Source organism: Roseofilum halophilum BLCC-M91 (assembly GCF_030068445.1).
Classification (GTDB): Bacteria; Cyanobacteriota; Cyanobacteriia; order Cyanobacteriales; family Desertifilaceae; genus Roseofilum; species Roseofilum halophilum.
In genome coordinates this window covers 1-17,329 of sequence record NZ_JAQPOK010000071.1, presented here as the reverse complement: position 1 = coordinate 17,329, position 17,329 = coordinate 1, and the positions used below count along the sequence as shown (strand labels likewise).

Annotated in this window: 19 protein-coding genes; 11 read left to right on the top strand and 8 right to left on the bottom strand. The window is 47.2% G+C overall.

Going from position 1 to position 17,329, the window contains the following annotated elements; genetic code table 11:
• Window positions 1-5: 5 nt before the first annotated feature.
• Window positions 6-1,310 carry a glutamate-1-semialdehyde 2,1-aminomutase gene (gene hemL / locus PJF56_RS08750; RefSeq protein WP_347179496.1) on the bottom strand — a complete coding sequence of 435 codons (1,305 nt, stop codon included), beginning with the start codon at window positions 1,308-1,310 and terminating at the stop codon, window positions 6-8.
• Window positions 1,311-1,506: 196 nt separating this feature from the next.
• Between hemL and hisIE the strand changes: the two genes are divergently transcribed.
• A complete protein-coding gene (gene hisIE, locus PJF56_RS08745; RefSeq protein WP_283762278.1) occupies window positions 1,507-2,151 on the top strand; it encodes a bifunctional phosphoribosyl-AMP cyclohydrolase/phosphoribosyl-ATP diphosphatase HisIE in 645 nt (214 codons plus the stop codon).
• A gap of 31 nt (window positions 2,152-2,182) precedes the next feature.
• On the top strand, window positions 2,183-2,680 hold the full coding sequence (tsaE, locus tag PJF56_RS08740; protein WP_283762277.1) for a tRNA (adenosine(37)-N6)-threonylcarbamoyltransferase complex ATPase subunit type 1 TsaE: 498 nt from the start codon (window positions 2,183-2,185) through the stop codon (window positions 2,678-2,680).
• A 73-nt stretch (window positions 2,681-2,753) separates the two neighbouring features.
• On the opposite strand, the gene PJF56_RS08735 is transcribed toward tsaE, so the two are convergent.
• On the bottom strand, window positions 2,754-3,977 hold the full coding sequence (locus tag PJF56_RS08735) for a M20 metallopeptidase family protein (protein WP_283762276.1): 1,224 nt from the start codon (window positions 3,975-3,977) through the stop codon (window positions 2,754-2,756).
• Between the two features lie 559 nt (window positions 3,978-4,536).
• On the opposite strand from PJF56_RS08735, the gene PJF56_RS08730 reads away from it, so the two are divergent.
• The gene (locus tag PJF56_RS08730; protein WP_283762275.1) at window positions 4,537-4,983 is read left to right on the top strand and encodes an ATP-binding protein; all 447 of its coding nucleotides are present in this window, start codon (window positions 4,537-4,539) and stop codon (window positions 4,981-4,983) included.
• A gap of 5 nt (window positions 4,984-4,988) precedes the next feature.
• Here PJF56_RS08730 and PJF56_RS08725 read toward each other — a convergent pair whose 3' ends face one another.
• Window positions 4,989-5,267, bottom strand: coding sequence for a DUF6439 family protein (locus PJF56_RS08725; protein WP_283762274.1), 279 nt, complete (start codon window positions 5,265-5,267; stop codon window positions 4,989-4,991).
• A 111-nt stretch (window positions 5,268-5,378) separates the two neighbouring features.
• Here PJF56_RS08725 and PJF56_RS08720 point away from each other — a divergent pair, with 111 nt between their 5' ends.
• The 4 genes from PJF56_RS08720 to ftsE all read left to right on the top strand — a co-directional run bounded on the left by PJF56_RS08720 (window position 5,379) and on the right by ftsE (window position 7,801).
• Window positions 5,379-5,708: a sll0565 family protein gene (locus PJF56_RS08720; protein ID WP_283762273.1), complete on the top strand. Its 330-nt coding sequence runs from the start codon at window positions 5,379-5,381 to the stop codon at window positions 5,706-5,708.
• 4 nt (window positions 5,709-5,712) lie between these two features.
• The gene (locus tag PJF56_RS08715; RefSeq protein WP_283762272.1) at window positions 5,713-6,189 is read left to right on the top strand and encodes an adenylyltransferase/cytidyltransferase family protein; all 477 of its coding nucleotides are present in this window, start codon (window positions 5,713-5,715) and stop codon (window positions 6,187-6,189) included.
• A gap of 76 nt (window positions 6,190-6,265) precedes the next feature.
• Window positions 6,266-7,042: a WecB/TagA/CpsF family glycosyltransferase gene (locus tag PJF56_RS08710; protein ID WP_283762271.1), complete on the top strand. Its 777-nt coding sequence runs from the start codon at window positions 6,266-6,268 to the stop codon at window positions 7,040-7,042.
• Window positions 7,043-7,051: 9 nt separating this feature from the next.
• Window positions 7,052-7,801 carry a cell division ATP-binding protein FtsE gene (ftsE, locus tag PJF56_RS08705; RefSeq protein WP_283762270.1) on the top strand — a complete coding sequence of 250 codons (750 nt, stop codon included), beginning with the start codon at window positions 7,052-7,054 and terminating at the stop codon, window positions 7,799-7,801.
• A gap of 54 nt (window positions 7,802-7,855) precedes the next feature.
• Here the strand turns inward: ftsE and PJF56_RS08700 are convergent, their stop codons facing one another.
• From PJF56_RS08700 to PJF56_RS08680, 5 genes are all read right to left on the bottom strand, one after another.
• Complete coding sequence (locus tag PJF56_RS08700) at window positions 7,856-8,212, bottom strand: type II toxin -antitoxin system TacA 1-like antitoxin (protein ID WP_283762269.1); 357 nt, start codon at window positions 8,210-8,212, stop codon at window positions 7,856-7,858.
• Window positions 8,213-8,558: 346 nt separating this feature from the next.
• Window positions 8,559-10,199, bottom strand: a complete 1,641-nt coding sequence (locus tag PJF56_RS08695; protein WP_283762268.1) for an SWIM zinc finger family protein — start codon at window positions 10,197-10,199, stop codon at window positions 8,559-8,561.
• 33 nt (window positions 10,200-10,232) lie between these two features.
• Window positions 10,233-13,376 carry a WGR domain-containing protein gene (locus PJF56_RS08690; protein WP_283762267.1) on the bottom strand — a complete coding sequence of 1,048 codons (3,144 nt, stop codon included), beginning with the start codon at window positions 13,374-13,376 and terminating at the stop codon, window positions 10,233-10,235.
• Between the two features lie 80 nt (window positions 13,377-13,456).
• On the bottom strand, window positions 13,457-13,840 hold the full coding sequence (locus PJF56_RS08685; RefSeq protein ID WP_283762266.1) for a GxxExxY protein: 384 nt from the start codon (window positions 13,838-13,840) through the stop codon (window positions 13,457-13,459).
• 87 nt (window positions 13,841-13,927) lie between these two features.
• On the bottom strand, window positions 13,928-14,749 hold the full coding sequence (locus PJF56_RS08680; RefSeq protein ID WP_283762265.1) for a pantothenate kinase: 822 nt from the start codon (window positions 14,747-14,749) through the stop codon (window positions 13,928-13,930).
• A gap of 109 nt (window positions 14,750-14,858) precedes the next feature.
• Between PJF56_RS08680 and PJF56_RS08675 the strand changes: the two genes are divergently transcribed.
• From PJF56_RS08675 to PJF56_RS08660, 4 genes are all read left to right on the top strand, one after another.
• On the top strand, window positions 14,859-15,446 hold the full coding sequence (locus PJF56_RS08675) for a hypothetical protein (RefSeq protein ID WP_283762264.1): 588 nt from the start codon (window positions 14,859-14,861) through the stop codon (window positions 15,444-15,446).
• A gap of 24 nt (window positions 15,447-15,470) precedes the next feature.
• On the top strand, window positions 15,471-15,914 hold the full coding sequence (locus PJF56_RS08670) for a DMT family transporter (RefSeq protein ID WP_283762263.1): 444 nt from the start codon (window positions 15,471-15,473) through the stop codon (window positions 15,912-15,914).
• Window positions 15,915-15,994: 80 nt separating this feature from the next.
• A complete protein-coding gene (locus tag PJF56_RS08665; protein ID WP_283762262.1) occupies window positions 15,995-16,519 on the top strand; it encodes an alpha/beta hydrolase in 525 nt (174 codons plus the stop codon).
• Window positions 16,520-16,608: 89 nt separating this feature from the next.
• Window positions 16,609-17,211, top strand: a complete 603-nt coding sequence (locus tag PJF56_RS08660; RefSeq protein ID WP_283762261.1) for an MASE3 domain-containing protein — start codon at window positions 16,609-16,611, stop codon at window positions 17,209-17,211.
• Window positions 17,212-17,329 lie beyond the last annotated feature (118 nt).

Sequence of the window (17,329 nt, the reverse complement as noted above, 5' to 3'; positions counted from 1 at the left end):
CATTCCTAAAGAGAACTCATGACCTTCCGAGCTGCTTCTAGGGTCTTGTCAATATCTTCCTCTGTATGGGCCAAAGACGTAAATCCAGCCTCAAACTGAGAAGGAGCTAAATAAACTCCCTGCTCTAACATTCCCCGATGGAAGCGGCCAAACTTAGCCGTATCGGACTGTTTGGCATCAGTAAAATTATGAACCGGGCCAGCCATAAAGAAGAAGCCAAACATGGCACTAATGGAGCCACCACAAGCCTGATGGCCGGTTTCTTTGGCAATAGCGAGCAAGCCATCGATTAGTTTTTTGGTGATCTTCTGCAAACGCTCATACTGGCCATCTTTATTCAAGATTTCCAGGGTTTTAATCCCGGCTGTCATGGCTAGAGGATTGCCCGATAGGGTTCCCGCTTGATACATGGGGCCAGCCGGAGCTACCAAAGACATAATATCCTTACGACCGCCATAGGCTCCCACGGGCAGTCCGCCACCAATTACTTTACCCAAGGTGGTGAGATCGGGAGTTACGCCAAATTTGGCTTGCGCTCCACCATAGGAAATCCGAAATCCGGTCATCACTTCATCAAAAACCAATAAAGCGCCATGGTCTTGAGTGAGCAGGCGCAATCCTTCTAAAAATCCTGCGTCTGGGGGAATAAAGCCAGAGTTGCCCACAACCGGTTCTAGGATGACTCCGGCAATTTGGTCTGGATTGTCATCGAAGAGGGCTTTCACCGCTTCTAGGTCATTGTAGGGGGCGGTGAGAGTGCTTGTGGTGGTGGCTTTGGGCACTCCGGGAGAGTCGGGTAAGCCGAGGGTCGCGACTCCAGATCCGGCTTTAACCAGGAACATATCGGCATGGCCATGGTAGCAGCCTTCAAATTTAATGATTTTTTCCCGTTCGGTGAAGGCTCGCATCAGTCGCAGGACAGACATACAGGCCTCGGTTCCAGAGTTGACAAACCGAACCATTTCAATGCTGGGAACGGCGTTAATGACCATTTCCGCGAGGACGTTTTCTTGGGCACAGGGAGCGCCAAAGCTGGTTCCTTTGTCTAGGGATTCGTGCAGGGCTTTGATTACGTCGGGATGGGCATGACCGCAAATGGCGGGGCCCCAAGTGCCGACATAATCGATATATTGGTTGCCATCGACATCCCAGATGTAGGCTCCGTTTACGCGGTCAAAAACGATGGGTTGGCCGCCGACGGATTTGAAGGCTCGCACGGGAGAGCTGACTCCGCCAGGCATGAGGCTTTGGGCAGCAGTAAAGATGTCTTGGGATTTGGTGGTGTTTAGTGGTGTTGCAGTCAAGGTCATCTCCTTGGCAAAAATACGGATAATTTTGGGTTAAACGCTCAAGTGGTTTTTTGGCAATAAGGGCTAGATTACACTAAAATTTAGGCCCTTCGTTACTTGCTCGGTTAGAGAAGGGGTAAGATTGGGTAAGGATGCTTACAAGGTTTTCAATCTCTGCAAGCGATCTGTTGTTGGTTTGGGTAATTGATTAATTTTTATGTCTGTTGAGTCTTTTCCGTCCCAGGCGATTCCTGTTGATCGCATTCAATATAACGATCAAGGGTTGGTTCCTGCCATTGTTCAAGACGATCTCGATGGCACGGTGCTGATGATGGCTTGGATGAATCGAGAATCGCTACAAAAAACCCTAGAGACTGGGGAAACCTGGTTTTGGAGTCGCTCCCGTTCCCAGTTGTGGCACAAGGGGGAAACCTCGGGCCATCTCCAGAAGGTGCGATCGCTTCGTTATGATTGTGATAGCGATGCTCTGTTAATTGGAGTCGAGCAAATTGGTGATATTGCTTGTCATACCGGAGAGCGCAGTTGTTTTCATCAGGTGGAAGGAAGCATTACTGCACCGCCTGCGGATATGCTCTCTCAAGTGTATGAGGTAATTTGCGATCGCCGCGATCGTCCTACGCCAGAATCCTATACGTGCAAATTGTTAGCTGATGGAGATAATAAAATTTTAAAGAAGGTGGGTGAGGAAACGGCTGAAGTGGTCATGGCCTGCAAAGATGATGATCCGGAGTCCATTGCCTCAGAAGTCGCTGATTTGTTTTATCACACCTTGGTGGCCCTTTCTTATCATGGTGTGCCCCTAAAAGCGGTTTATCGACAACTGCAACAGCGTCGCCGCTAAATCTATTCTCTCAATCATCACCTTTATAACTATGCATCTTTCTCTTGACCTACCCGATGCACCAGCGACCCAAAAATTGGGGATTAAACTCGGTCAAATTCTCGCCCCTGGCAGCGTAGTCCTTCTGAATGGGGATTTGGGTACGGGTAAAACCACGTTAATTCAGGGACTGGGTAAGGGACTGGGGATTGAGGATCTCATTGATAGTCCCACGTTTACCCTAATTAATGAATATGCCGATGGCAGAGTGCCCCTCTACCATTTCGATCTCTATCGCCTCAGTCCTGCCCAAGTGCCTAGCCTCAATCCAGAATTATATTGGGAAGCTGTGGAAGTTGCTCCTGGTATTGTGGCTATTGAGTGGGCGGAAAAGCTGCCCTATTCTCCCCCAGAGGTGTTGATCTTAGACCTGAGCTATCAGGGTGAGCAAAGACGGGTCGAGTTGTGGGCTAAAGGCCCGTTATCTATGGCCGCTCTTCAGGCACTCTCTGAAGAAGATCAATCTTTCCAGGTTGGCTTATCTTGTTGATTTTTGGGAAGGGGGAATAGGGAATAGGGAACAGGGAACAGGTATAGTGCCATCTCCCTATCCCCCCATCTCCCTAGAGCGGATAACGGGGGGCAAACTGCTCGGCGCAACGGACAAAGAGTTCTACCCCCATCTGTAATACAATTTCGTCAAAGTTAAAGCGGGGATGGTGATGGGGATAGGCTAAATCTCGATCTGGGTTAGCTGAACCGAGGAAGAAGTAGCATCCAGGAACGGCTTGTAGGAAGAAGGAGACATCTTCGGCTGCTAGGGTTTGATAGTCGGGGAGGAGTCGATCGGAGGTTTCGACGACTTCTTGGGCGACGGAATATACAAAGTTGGCGATGCGGCGATCGTTGATTACGGCGGGATATTGTCGCCAATAGTTGAGATCGTAGGTGGCTCCGTGAATCTTACAGATGCCTGCTATGGTTTGGTCGATGCGCTCTTGTAGATAGCCTTGTAGTTGGGGATCGTAATAGCGAACGGTTCCACTGAGTTTGGCTGTATCGGCAATCACGTTATGGCGGGTTCCGGCATGGAGTTCGCCCACGGTAACCACGGCTGATTGTAGGGGGTTGATGTTGCGGGAGACAATGGTTTGCAGTCCATTGACAATTTGAGCGCTGACGATGACTGAATCGATGGTTTGATCGGGCATGGCTCCATGGCCGCCTTTGCCCATAATCAAGAGTTTGAAGGATTCGACGGCGGCCATAAAGGGGCCGCTGCGAACGGCGACTTTACCCATGGGTAGAGAGTTCCACAGGTGTAGACCGATGAGAGCGTCCACATCGGGATTTTTCAGTACCCCAGCTTCGATCATGGGTTTAGCGCCGCCTGGCCCTTCCTCTGCGGGCTGGAATATGATTTTTATGGTTCCGGAAAAGTTTTGTCGGTGTTGGGCTAAATAGCGGGCGGTTCCTAGGGCGATCGCCGTGTGACCGTCATGGCCGCAGGCGTGCATTTTGCCTTGATGGTGCGATCGATATGGGACTTGATTGAGTTCGTCAATGGGTAAGGCATCCATATCGGCGCGAATGGCTAAAACGGGGCCAGGGGTTTGGCCGGTAATGGTGGCGACAATACCGGTTCCGGCGATCGCCGTTTGATGATCGATTTTCCATTGGGTCAATAGTTTTGATACCAACGCTGAGGTCAGATGTTCTTCAAAACCGAGTTCAGGATATTGATGAATTTGCCTTCGCCATTTGACCAGTTCGGGCTGTAAAGCTCGAATTTCTAATCGAACTGACTCAAGATTGATTGAGGGAGGAACCAGGGTGGATGAAATCATAGGATTGGGTGGACAGGAAAAATAGAATGGACTAAAGTAATATTAAAAACAAATAATTAGTGATAAACACTAGATAGGATCAAACATTGAGTAGATTCTTCTACCCTAGAAGTCATCAGTAGACTCTTCTCTAGACCAGGATTAAGTTAGAGAAAAAAATCTCTAATTATAGTATAACCGGTCATCAGAGTCTGTTCTCTATTTTTCTGGAAAGCGAGCTACATTGGTTACACGGATGTGTTTTGAGAAAAAGTTTGATATAATGAAGCAATAGAAAAACTTAAATTTATGCTTTCTGGAGCAATTGTTAACCCCATATGACTCCCAATCGAAGTCAAGCAAATGGAGAATTGAAGTGTCAATCAAACCCTTACCAATTGCACAGCCAAAAATTTTTAATACGGGAAAAGCAGTTCGTTAATCATGAATCATTTAAATCATTCAGATAAAGTTAATGGGAGCGCGATATACACTCAGGTCATCTAGGTTTCAAACCCCTAACGCTCATTTGATCTCCTAAGATACTCTGTCCTCTTGTAAAAATTAAGGATTGGCAGTTGTGATTGCTATTTCACCTCGTCCAGTGCGCCGACAATGGAATACCATTAGTTTTGCGTCTACTTTGTACCTGTGTCCCATACTCGATCTACTCCTCACTCACATCCCTTCTCATGTGCCTTCAGACTGGCAAGAACAGGTTAGACTCGGACTACAAGAAGCCCTAGTGAATGCGGCTAAACATGGTAATAATCTCGATCCGGGTAAGCAAGTTCATGTCCGGTTTTCGGTATCGGAAGGCCATCATTGGTGGGTAATTTCCGATCAAGGCTGTGAAAGTACGGATCAAAACAGGCATGAGTGTTCCTGTATCCCCATCGACTCGGCTAATCTTCCGGAACATGAAGCCGAATGTGGACGGGGTTTGTTTATTCTGCACCAGATTTTCGATCAAGTGCAGTGGTCTCCGGAAGACCGGGAACTGCGACTGTGCAAAAGTTGGCGATAATTAATTTAGTGATGATCTGGACAAGGAGGAGCGCTGATGGAGCGATCGAGCCAGCCGGTGGCTTGTTGTAGCCTAGGAAGGGCTTCTTCTTTCTGGTTTTGTATGAGGAAAATAAGAGCGGCGATCGCCTGTTCTTGGGCCCTGGCTTTGCGGTTCGACTTGAGCTTATGCCAATCTGTTGAAGAAATGGCCAGTCGTTGAGCCAGGGCTTGGGCAATCTCTAGGGTGGTCAGTTCCGAGAGGTTAGAGGCGATCGGGGTGTCTACAGGAGAAAGATTAGACATAAGAGCAGATAACCTTGATAAAATACCGTTGTCCTTGATTGTAACGGAAAGACTCAAGACTTGAATAATCCTTGATGTGCTGTTCTATTGTCGCCATTCCCCTATTTTCCTATGTCCGATCGCCCCACTTCCTCTGACAGAGATCCCCAACCTGACTGGGAACAGAGCTTGATCGATTTAGAAGAGAGCTTATCGAGTCTCAAACAACGATATACCCAAGTTAGAGTAGGAAAGCAGCAAAAACAGGATCTTCAGCAACGGTTAGCCCAACTGCAAACAGAACTCCAACAGGTTAAACAACAACTGGCAGTCTTAGAAGTGGAGCTAGAAAGCCGCCTTCTCTCTTGGTTAACTGTTAAAGAACCCTTTTGGCAAGCGGTGCGGTTTGGGGGATTGGGTTTTGCGATCGGCTGGGGTTTACACTGGTGGTTACGTCGATAAAATGATGATATTTACCCTTGAGCAACTACAAGCCCAAATTGCAGAATATCCCCAAAACTGGCGGCCGTTGGTGCTAACGAATGGCTGCTTTGATTTGCTGCATATGGGTCATTTACGCTATTTACAACAGGCAAAAGCTTTCGGGCGATCGCTGATTGTTGGCATTAATAGCGATCGCTCGGTACAACAGCTCAAACCCAATCGCCCCATCATACCCCAAGCCCAACGAGCAGAACTGGTTATGGGCTTAAAACCCGTGGATGGGGTAGTTATCTTTGACTCTATAACCGCTACGGGCTTAATTGAAATCCTAAAACCCGACATCTATGCCAAAGGAGGAGACTATACCCCGGATACCTTACCGGAAATGCCAGCCGTTAGGGACTGTGGTTGTCGTCTAGAACTGATTCAGATTGAAGTTGCCACATCCACCAGTGGTATCATCGAGAAAATTTTAGCTCAGAGTCTCCCATTGCTGTGACTCACCACCGATTACCAGGGCGTAGCACTAAGGTAAAATACGGAAGCGTTGATCGTGGACGCTCAAAGATCAAACTATGGAGTCGCCAGAAGGGGTGAGGATGGAGAATAATCGGGTGAAGAGTCCAGAACCTGCGCAGGTTCTGGATCTTCCTGTTCATTTATGTGATGATTATCCAGGGTGGTTGCTGCATCTGCTTAGGGAAAAACGGGGGGCCCATGTGGTGACTCTGAACGCGGAAATGACTATGCAAGCGCGGGAACATCCGGCTCTAGCAGAGGCGATCCGCCGGGCGGATTTGGTGATTCCCGATGGATCTGGAGTTGTTTTATACCTACAATGGCAAGGGTATCAGATCCAGCGCTTTCCAGGGATTGAGTTGGCCCAGACTTTGCTTTATCGTCTCCCTGAGTTTTCTTTATCCGAGGGAGTCTCTAGAGGGGTATTTTTCTACGGGGGAGAGCCGGGAGTTGCCCAAGATGCGGCGCAAATGTGGCGGCAACAATGCCCGGATCTGGCGATCGCCGTGCAACATGGGTATTTGTCTGAGGATGAACAGGACAACCTTTTAGATACCTTGAAAGAAAAACAACCTCACCTGATTTATGTTGGGTTAGGAGTTCCCCGGCAAGAATTATGGATCGCCCAACATCGTTGCCTTTGTCCCGGTTCTATTTGGATTGGCGTGGGGGGCAGTTTTGATATTTGGGCAGGACGGAAAGATCGCGCTCCGGTTTGGTTGCGCGATCGCCATTTAGAATGGGTGTATCGCCTCTACCAAGAACCGAGTCGTTGGCGGAGAATGTTAGCCCTGCCTCGGTTTGCCTGGTTATCGTTTACTCAATCGTTCTGATATTTTCAGATGAAAACTCTCAAGCAAACACTACAGTCTGTTCAGCAATGGTGGCAATCCTCTCCTTCCCCAGAACCCTCAGCTTCGGGAAAAAAAATTATCATTGAGTTTCAGAATGTCCACAAAACCTATGATAACAGCGCTTATCCTCTGCGCGAAGTGTCTCTAGCGGTCTACAAGCGGGATTTTCTGTTTATTGCGGGAGCATCTGGGGCGGGAAAATCCACATTTCTCAAGCTCATTTATGGGGCAGAAAAGCCTACATCTGGCGATCTGACGGTTTTAGGGGAAACTATGACCGACGTAAAGGGCGATCGCCTCTCTCAACTGCGGCGTAAAATGGGTATTGTCTTCCAGGACTACCAACTGATTCCCCAAAAAACCATCGCTGAAAACCTCACCTTTGTGCTTCGCGCCCAAGGATTTAGGCCTGAACAAATCCAGCGTCGTCTACCGGCTACCCTGAAAATGTTAGGCTTATCGCACAAGGCGAACTGTTTCCCCCGTTACCTCTCTGGAGGAGAACAGCAACGAGCCAGTTTAGCCCGCGCTCTTGTGGGTACACCTCCTCTGTTGTTAGCTGATGAACCCACTGGTAATCTGGATTCCCATAACGCCATGCAAGTGATGAAAATCCTGCAAAAACTCAATCGCATGGGGATTACCATCCTGGTAACTACCCATGACGAACGATTGATTGAGTTTTTGGGTCAACCGGTCTTATCTCTAGACCAAGGGCGTTTAAAGCCTGTTCTTTGAGATACTTCCCTTTTCTGTCACTTTCCAACATAAGTTCGGATGAGACTATAGGACTTATTTTGAGTTTTGGTTTTTTTGGATGATTTCTGAGGATGACCAGGCAAGGGTGGATAGGATGCCTTTGGCTAGGTTATGGAGATCTTGGGTGTTATTGTCAAGGATAGCTTCTAGGGGATCTGGTGTGGCTTGAGAGTCTGAGGATTCTGTGGGTTGAGGGTCTGCTGTGGGTTGGGGGGAGTGGGATGAGCTGTACAGGGCTTTGTGGGCGATCGCCGCACTCAGAGCATGATGTATTATATAATCGCTTACACTTAATCCGGTTAGAGTGGCGGCTTCTTCTAGGAGTTGATAGTGTTTGGAGTGCAGTTGGAGGGTAATACTGGATTCCTCGATCGGATTGGAGTCGGACATAGGATGTTGGTTAGAGCTTGTGTTTAAATAGTCTAACTTATTTATACGAAGGTTGAATAGTGCGTCCGCACTATTATGGTAGAAATCCCAACAAATTACACGACCTAAATCCGTTGGTTGCCCCTTCGTAAACTCCTAGGACTAGACTACTCAACTCAAGCGGTTCCAGGCTAGGGTGTTTCATTTACTTCTAAGAAGTCAAACTGAAATATACACCCTAGCCTGAGAACCGCACCGTCACGAGTAGGCTAGTGATGCATGGATAGACTAAGCGCAAGAGCGGCGATACACCGCCCAGATTGCAAGGCTGTTTGCCAACGGTTAGATCGTGTAATTTTAGGTGATGTTATTGACATAAACGGGCATGATGCATCCGTAATGCCAAGATATGTTCGCAAGGGCCTTTATACAGCTTATTTTGCTGATGCCAATTGCAAGTACATTCTGCTTTAATTATACGCTCATCTGAGTCAATTGTCAAGTTAGGCGCATAAGTTTTTCCTTTTTCGCGAACGGTTCCTTGGAGAACGAATGCGCTTCCAGAATCAGTTACGCTACTGACTTGGACTTGATTTTCGCTTAAGAAACGAGTCGCTTTTTCCTCCCGCTCATTGGCAAACCGCAGGCGCTCCATGGGTAAGGGTTCGCGGCTTAATTCTCGCAGGCGATAAACTTGTTTATTGAGGTCATAAATGGCGCGTCCGGCTTGGGTGTAGGCTCCTAATGCTCCTAGTACGGCAGTTTGACTTAATCCTAACCGTTGAGCCAGACTTGCGGGGGTTTCGGCCCAGGTTTCTCTGAGGGCATCAAAGATTATTTTTTGTGTCCATTCATCGACATCAGCGCGGGGAGCCATGAGGTCAAAGTTGCCGGAACTTGACCAGTCATTGGCTGTCCATCCGGATAGGCCTAAGGTAAAGGACATATCGCCTAAATCGGCTACATAAAAGGAGGGCATTCCTGTACCCAGTAGGTGAATGGTGAATTTTTGGGTAATGGGGATTAGACGCTCTAAAATATGGATACGGCGACGACCCCAGACGCGGATTTCTTGGCTATTATGGCCAGTATAGGGCGATCGCCAACAAATGACTTCTGTATTCCAGGGATCGAAGATAATTTTAATGGGTTGTCCTGGTTCTAGGATATAGCGTAAACTGCGCGGCCCTTTTTTTTCTTTGTTGCGTCGGAGAATTAGACAGATATTGTGAATATCCATGGGGTGTAAATCAAAGGTGGTGGCTGGTAATGACATGGCAGAACTGACCTGTAAAAAGCCCCTTACCCAACTGTCTGGTAAATCTATTTTTACTTCTTTGAATGTTTCTTCGTGGGTGGTTTGCACTTCAAACCCAGAAGGATCGACTTGAAATTGGGTTGTTTTGTAGCTTCTGATTTTTTGGAATTCATCATACAGGGCGGCAGAATAGTCGATATTGGTCGTACCGCAGGCGAATTCATTAATATTCTTAAATACCTCGTAGCTTGCCCCTAGTCGGCCATAACTGGATTCATCTTGACTGAAGCATTCAAAAAAGATTTCATCCGGGTGAATGGTAATTACGGGGTCGAAGACAAAATAGAAATCGAGCTGTTTCTGCCACACATAGCGACGAAATTTTTCTCTGGCTTGATAATAGGGTCGCCAGCGTTCATAATTGATGGAATTTAGGGAGGTTAACTCTTCCCGAATAGCAGTCATTTGGTCAGCGACTGCCTGTTGCTGTACTGCTACGGTTTGCCATTCCATGTCTTCTTGTTGTTTAGCCCATTCTTTATAGGCTTCTTTGTCTTTGGGTTGGTAGCGCAAGTCAGAGACGACAACATCATGTAAGGCGCTGATGGCTTCTCGAAAGGCGACACTTTTTCGCAATTCACCGATAAAATAGGTGGGCGGGCGTTTGGTGTCGGGGGAAAAGGACATTTGGGTATTATTTCCCTGGTTGTTAACGGCTGTGCTGCCGTGGTATGAATAGGCGAATTCCATAATTTTGACCTCAAATTTTAAATAAAATGATGATTAACGTCGAATTTCTGTCACCGGTTTGACTTCAATGGGAAGGGGGATGTGGGGATAGTGCTGGTGCAAGCGTAACATTAATTGTAGACACTGGGCTTTATCGGCGATCGCCATTGTTGCTGACTGGCGAGTTAGCACTTGGGCAATGATTTTTGCTGCGGCTTCACTTTTGAGGGCTTCGTGTTCCAAGAACTGAAAGACTTTCTGTTTCGCTACTCGTCCTCGATTGACTTGGGATAAAACGGTGATGAGATAGGGTTTAAGATGCTCTAACTGCTCTGGGTTATCGGTTGCGTGGTTGTGCAAATATTGGCTGGCGAAGGCTTGCATATCGGTGCTGGGATGTTCGCTAAATTTGAGTAAATAATCTTGCCCCTGGGGTTCCTCGAACGTGCGGGTAACCAACTGACGACCAAATTCACGCACCTCTTGGCGAATGCTGTCGCAGATGAGAACCATGACTTCTGGAGTCCAGTCGCTGTCGGTGAAATGGCGCTGAAAAAAGTCTTGGGCAAATTGACGGGAGTCTTCCCATTTGGCTTCTAAGATGCGAATGGCGGCTAATTTTTCGGCTTCGGAGTTTTTGATGCGATCGCTGTTATGCTCTATCATTGTCCAAGAGGCTTGTCTAACGCTTAATACTTCATGGCTGGCCAAGCGGACAATTTCGGCGATTGACCAGTGTTTTGCCCAGCGATGGACGTTTGCACCGAGGATAATGCCACTCAGTTGTTGAGCAAACCCGGACTTAGACTTGAGTAGACGTAGGGTTAAGTCTTGGGAAATCTCGCCTTTCCATCCGGGAAGATGGAGATGGAGTAGGGTAAATAGGTCTTTGTGAACACCTTCGTGGGGTTCTGGAGTGAGGAGAAATTCGATTAATTCTGTGGCTAGGGGGAAGCTAAAGTCTGGATGACCGTTGGCGAGACGGTAAATGATGGGCTGAATGGATTGGCGCAGATCGGGAGCAGCACTGAGGGCCATGGCTATGATAGCATCTCGGTAGTCTTCTCGGAGTTGGCGATCGCCCAATTGACCAAAGATTTCTACGCCAATGGTACGGATAGCTTCTTCAGACGAGGCAATTAAGGACTCGATAATGCTTACCGGTAGCTCAGTCGCTGGAGTTTCATGGTTATGCAGCAGTCTTGCACCCAGGGTTTGTACTTCGGCAACCGGATGCTGGAGTAGGTCGAGGATGACTTGTAAACTGATGGTTTGTAGGGAAGTGGCAAAGAGCAACAGGAGCGTATCGGATATGGCTGCTACTGCGTCTCCGGTGGTGAGGCTAATGAGTTCGGAGATAATATAGCCGATGATAATTTTAGTGCGATTTTCTGGGATGGGGTGCGATCGCAGCAACTGACGCGCAAACTCTTGAATTTCCAGATAGGGACTGAGGAGAAACTGACAGAGAAATTCTGTAGAAGTGACAAATACATCTGGGTTTGCTTCTATCCATTCCTGCGCCTGGGTGCGAGCGGGGGTAAAGCTACAGTTTAATAAGGCAAGAACTAAATCAAAATCGGGAGTTTCTGGAGTATACCTTTGTCGCGCCCAATTAAACCCAAATTCTATGGTTTCCGGATAGGATTGAGTCAATACACTGACTAAATCTTGCACCGTTATCTGCTGGCAAAAATCGGGATTATCTTGCAGCGCTTTCACCGCAAATTGATGTACCCGATGGCACTTACTCTTTAATAGTAATTCTAATAAGGCATCCGGACGCTGATTCCAGAGTTCGGGAAACGCTTCTTCCCTGGTTTCTGGGGGCGGATCTCCGGGTTTATAATCACCTTTACATTTCCAAGCTTTCCATCCAAATTGCCAAGAATAGCGAGGACTATTGTTGTAGAGAATATGGTTCAAGGAGAAATAACCCGCATATTCATCCCAATAGGTTTTGATGTCAATGCGTTGCCAGTCTCGCGTCCACTTATACCAGACCTTTTCTCGAATTTTTTGGGCATCTCGATCGCTGTAAGCCAACAGCACGGCTACCGCTAGATCGATATACTTTAAATCCCCTCTTTCTCCTAATTTATCTAGGGTGTGCCATACCCGTCTTCGCAGATAATTGCGGGTATCTTGATTATAAGCAAGGCGAGTATCGGGGCGTTTTTGTTCTTCGATCAAGTTGTCTCGTACCAGTTCGTAGCGTCTTGTTTTTCGATCATATTCCCACTCATATCGATGTAAATAGTTGCCATCGGGCAACCTGACAGCATAGCTTTCCTTTTGATAGAATGCCTTTCCCATCTCAAACCGCCAAGCTAAAGTGCCGAAAAATTCCCCATCATGGCGATATTCTGCCATTTTGAACAGGTGGCGCAGGGGTTTGAAGGTTGGAGGCGCGAGGGGTGCGGTGCGGATAAACTGGTGTAAGGCTGGACGAGTGATGTTGAGGTGGGTTTGGTAGAGGGTTTGTAGGACTTGAAAGGGTTGATAATCTTTGGTGTCGAGATAGGTGGCAAGAGTCTTGGTTAAGGTTTCGGGGTTTCCGGTGGCGATCGCCTCTTGTAGAATAGTCGGTAGGCGATCGCATACCATCTGCTGTAACTCCTCTCTTGTCCTAGCATCCGCCAATGTCCACATGGACTCAAACGCGATGCGCTTGACAAATTCCGGCGTTGATGGATTCTCCTCCAACTGCTTCAATACCGGCAAAGCGTCTTGATTTCCCAATTGTCCCAAAGCATGGGCAATACAATAATCTTGCAAAGGTTCCCCAGTCCCCAAAAGCTTAATCAGATGGGGAGTTGCGGCGCTCAGTTGCAACTCTCCCGCACGCCAAATGATGCGACTCAGGGGCCAATTGTCCGGTGGAGAGCCTTCGAGATAGGATAGGATGCGATCGTCCCTACTCATCGAGTCACCCGTTGGAGCCGGTTCAGGCGCAGCCGTAATATCCTGATATCCCTTCTTGGTTTTATCCTTGACTAACTTATCAAATAATTTCTCCGCTTCCGGCAAAGGCACGGGTTTAGTAGTTTTCGTCCCCTCCTTCAGATTAGCGCCCCGGCGACCATAGCGAAAATTGACGATATAGCCATCATCGCCCGCCGAAAGCAAATCCACCTCATAAATTTTATCCGAGCGATCGTCTTGGTAATGGAGAGTCGTCTGCTTAATCCGTTTCATAGCCGTGAGGAGAAAAGATTGTTGGCCATTTTAGTCAACTTTTCCGCCCCCGTCCACACCCTGCATTTATACTTAGTCTCTTAAGTTATACTGCGAATCAACCGTTTAAACGTCAAACTTTTAGAGCCAAAATTAATCAGCAAACCCACATCCAACTTATAGACTTTCAGATAATTCAATGCTTGAGCCAGATGAACATCTTCAAGCTGAATGACAGCTTTTAATTCCACCAATACTTTATTTTCTACCACAAAATCAGCGCGGCGCGTTCCAATAGGGTTGGGTAGATTTTTGTAATAGATGTGTTGTTCAATTTCCCGGTCAAAACTCAACCCCGCTTGCGTCAGTTCGTAGGCTAAGGCTCTCTGATAAATGACTTCTTGAAACCCATTGCCGAGAAAGTTGTGAACTTCAAAGGATGCACCGATGATTTTGTGGGTTATTTGTTCGTATTTCAACTCCATGGTGTGAACTCGGATTATGCGGATGATAGGATTACGCGGATTTTTTTATCGTGCTACGCACGATATCTGTAATCTTATCACAATTTTTCATCCGTGTTCATCCTTTAATCCATTTAATCCGCGTTCAGGGGCTGTTTTTGCGATACCCAGGAAGATTAAGTCAGGATCAAAATGGAGATGAGGATGTAATTGGGGATACTGTTGCATGAGGAATTGAGTTAAGTGTTTTCCGTCTCCACCGGTGAGGATGATGGGAGTTTGGGGATAGTGGGTGTGCCAGTTTTGGATAAAATCGTGTAAACCAGCTAGAAGGGCATAGAGAATACCACTGGCGATCGCCTCTTGGGTGTCTAAACTCCAGCGTTTGGGTAGTTGCTCAGATAGAGTGATTTGGGGTAAAGTGCGGGTATGTTGGGCTAACAAACGGGTTTGTAGGCCGAGTCCGGGTAAAATGGCTCCACCGACTAAATGGCGATCGCCGTTTGCTCCGGTTAGGGTTAGGGCGGTTCCTCCATCGATGACTAAAATGGGCCATCCCCATTTTGTGCCTGCACCGAGAACGGCTAATGCGCGATCGATGCCAAATGTGGGATACATTCCCTTTAAGGGTAAATCTGCTAACTCAATTACATGGGTTTGAGAATAGGATTTCCAGAGGGGAGTGATTGATGGAATTACGGAAACAAGCCAGAGTTTTGGGGTATTAAAAGTTTTCAAATGAAATCGATCTTTGAGGGGGCAGTCTTTCAAGATTAGCTCTGGAATCTTTCCCTGTTCTAGTTCTGGGATGATCGTCTCGATTTCGTCTACGGATAAACTAGATGTATCCCAGCAACAGAGCAAGGAGTGGCGATCGCCAATTCCCCAATGAAACCGAGAATTTCCCATAACCAAAGCTAACCACACCACCGTTAACTCCTCTTCCGATTCAGCGCAAAGTTGTTAGAATAATGGGCACAATGGGATGTTTTCCCATTTATGCCATGATCTTAAATAACATTGCCCTGATTTTGAGTCCATGATCTTAGAAACACAATTGCTCTCTGGTTTGCAAATTCCTTTACTCGGCTCTCTGTTTTCTTTCTTACCGATTGATTCCCTCTTTTCCACTCAGGGAATTATGGTCATGTTGCTTATGGCCTATGCTGGAGCCATGTGGATGTTCCTAACGAGCGCCCCAAAAGTCTACACGATTATGGTATCGGATTTAGAAATTGCTAGAGAATTATACGAGGGTTTGCTGGAATTGCCAGAAGCCGATGTGCCCCTTCATTATTACTATAATTATGAGCAAACCTTGGGAACTACAGGCTTAGATCCCCTCTATCTCTCCCCAGGAATAACCCAGACAGCACAAAAAGAAGTTCCAGAAGGACTGTGGTATCAATTAAAGAAAAATGCCCAACTGCATGTGATTTCGGGGGCAAGTTTGGGTCATAATAACCGCCAACGCCATGTTTGTTTCGATCATGATTGTTTAGAACAAGTGTTAATGCGGGTACAATTGCGAGGGGTGAAAAATAAAATTCGTCGCAATAAACCGTTGAATTTTTTGGTCAAAGACCTGCAAGAGCGTGTCATTGAAATCACGGAAATTTCTAATTAATCTCGTCGGAATGGTCGGAGAATTATGACCCAATTTATCACGTTATTAGTTGTCGTTGCTGTAGGAGTTTCGGTAACGGTTCAAGCTCAAGTTATGGGAATTTTAGAACAAAAGTTGGGTGTGTTCGATAATATTGTGATCACCTATGGGGGTGGGGGGTTGCTGATTTTGGCGATCGCCCTGTTGCGTACCCTATGGGCTGGCTATACTTGGAGCAACTATGCACTCTTGCCAGGCTATACCATTCTGCCAGGAATCTGTGGTTTAGTGATTGTGGGTGGCCTTGCTTATTGTGTATCGCGGGTGGGGTTATTGGCAACTTTTTCTTTAACCTTAGCGGTGCAATTTTTTCTCGGTTCCCTATTGGATAGCTACGGCATCGGACTTGACCCCCGTCCGATGACGATATCCCGTTATTTGGGGGTGGGACTGGTGCTTGCAGGCGCGATTTTGTTTCTGAAAAAATGAGGGTCGGGGATTAGATTACGATAGAAACTAACGTCAGGCTGCAATTGTCCTGAATAACCAAATTTTAATCCTTTTTTTCTATGAAACCCTGGATAGCCATTTTAGCGATCGCCGTGTTCTCTCCCCTGATCTCCCTTCCGAGTTGGAGTGCAGAGCGCGTCGTCTTTAAGTATTCCATCTTTCGGCGATCGCTCTCTGTAGCAGAACTCACCACGTTTGCCGAAACCGGAGAAATGACCCCCGCTCTCAAACGCAACCTACAAACCCTGGGACAAAACCCGGAAGAGTTGCGTACCCTGTTAACCGCTCCCATTGCCGTTGATGTTTTATTTCTCGATAGAGTTTTAAATAGCACCATCGGCCGCAAAATATTGGATCGGGTTGGGGAAATTGTTCATCCTCCTTCCCAGGACTCCAATACTCAAGCCCTCCGCGCTGCCTTGATTTTATCAGCCAGCGACGATGGGGAAATCACCTTATTGGAAACAATGCACAACTACCCCACACCAGACGTAGAAGTAGAAGGGGAGCGCCTCATGGAAGCTTATGACCAACTGAGTCGATTTGCCAAACCCGCCCAAATTTTGATAGATCTGTTGAAATAAGCGATCGCCCCAATCTTAACTCCTTTTTAATCTCCCCTCAGAACCGCTCCAAAGTTCCTGTTATTGTCCCAGGATAGGATCAAACCTTGATGAAAACTGATTACTTGATTAATTCCATCAGCCAATTTTTCCAGCTCGTCTGGGGATCGGATACCCCTATCCTTCCGAGCAAAACCTCAAAAGAGCCTTTACATCTACCGCGTCAACTGGCGATCGCCATCCTTTGTATTTGCCTACTCCCCATCACCCTCAACCTCATGGGAGTAGACTTTGGCACTTACGCCCTCAAACTCGACCTAGAAACCCTCCCCGATCTCACCTCCCACCAACTCAGCGACACCCTACACCAAACCCTATCCGGAAGTTTTACCCATAGCCTCCTAGAATGGAGCGCCTTTTGCACCGCCATCTTTACCGTCATTCTCGCCTTCGCCCACTTCAAAATTCAACAAGACGTAACCACCCCTATCCTAGGGATCGCTCTCTTCTTCGCTGGAGTCATGGATGCCTTCCATACCCTAGCCGCCGATCGCCTCATTTCAGCCGTTGCGGACAACCAAAATCTCATCCCCTTCACCTGGGCCATCTGCCGCCTATTTAATGTCATCATTACCTTAGCTGGAGTCAGCCTCTTACTCCTCCCCAACGCTAAACGCTGGAAACATAAATTTCATCAGAAAAATTGGGTCTGAAACCCCGCCCTTCCAGGGCGGCTTTACTAACCATAGGCTACCACAATTACATCTTAGGTGCTACAATGTGAGAACTCCTTTGAATCCCACATGGAAAGAGCATTTAACTACCGATTTT

What these genes read in the sequence shown, in the direction of transcription:
- hemL (WP_347179496.1), bottom strand. Translation starts at nt 1,310, where the DNA reads ATGACCTTGACTGCAACACCACTAAACACCACCAAATCCCAAGACATC.
- hisIE (WP_283762278.1), top strand. Translation starts at nt 1,507, where the DNA reads ATGTCTGTTGAGTCTTTTCCGTCCCAGGCGATTCCTGTTGATCGCATT.
- tsaE (WP_283762277.1), top strand. Translation starts at nt 2,183, where the DNA reads ATGCATCTTTCTCTTGACCTACCCGATGCACCAGCGACCCAAAAATTG.
- PJF56_RS08735 (WP_283762276.1), bottom strand. Translation starts at nt 3,977, where the DNA reads ATGATTTCATCCACCCTGGTTCCTCCCTCAATCAATCTTGAGTCAGTT.
- PJF56_RS08725 (WP_283762274.1), bottom strand. Translation starts at nt 5,267, where the DNA reads ATGTCTAATCTTTCTCCTGTAGACACCCCGATCGCCTCTAACCTCTCG.
- PJF56_RS08720 (WP_283762273.1), top strand. Translation starts at nt 5,379, where the DNA reads ATGTCCGATCGCCCCACTTCCTCTGACAGAGATCCCCAACCTGACTGG.
- PJF56_RS08715 (WP_283762272.1), top strand. Translation starts at nt 5,713, where the DNA reads ATGATATTTACCCTTGAGCAACTACAAGCCCAAATTGCAGAATATCCC.
- PJF56_RS08710 (WP_283762271.1), top strand. Translation starts at nt 6,266, where the DNA reads ATGGAGTCGCCAGAAGGGGTGAGGATGGAGAATAATCGGGTGAAGAGT.
- ftsE (WP_283762270.1), top strand. Translation starts at nt 7,052, where the DNA reads ATGAAAACTCTCAAGCAAACACTACAGTCTGTTCAGCAATGGTGGCAA.
- PJF56_RS08700 (WP_283762269.1), bottom strand. Translation starts at nt 8,212, where the DNA reads ATGTCCGACTCCAATCCGATCGAGGAATCCAGTATTACCCTCCAACTG.
- PJF56_RS08695 (WP_283762268.1), bottom strand. Translation starts at nt 10,199, where the DNA reads ATGGAATTCGCCTATTCATACCACGGCAGCACAGCCGTTAACAACCAG.
- PJF56_RS08690 (WP_283762267.1), bottom strand. Translation starts at nt 13,376, where the DNA reads ATGAAACGGATTAAGCAGACGACTCTCCATTACCAAGACGATCGCTCG.
- PJF56_RS08685 (WP_283762266.1), bottom strand. Translation starts at nt 13,840, where the DNA reads ATGGAGTTGAAATACGAACAAATAACCCACAAAATCATCGGTGCATCC.
- PJF56_RS08675 (WP_283762264.1), top strand. Translation starts at nt 14,859, where the DNA reads ATGATCTTAGAAACACAATTGCTCTCTGGTTTGCAAATTCCTTTACTC.
- PJF56_RS08670 (WP_283762263.1), top strand. Translation starts at nt 15,471, where the DNA reads ATGACCCAATTTATCACGTTATTAGTTGTCGTTGCTGTAGGAGTTTCG.
- PJF56_RS08665 (WP_283762262.1), top strand. Translation starts at nt 15,995, where the DNA reads ATGAAACCCTGGATAGCCATTTTAGCGATCGCCGTGTTCTCTCCCCTG.
- PJF56_RS08660 (WP_283762261.1), top strand. Translation starts at nt 16,609, where the DNA reads ATGAAAACTGATTACTTGATTAATTCCATCAGCCAATTTTTCCAGCTC.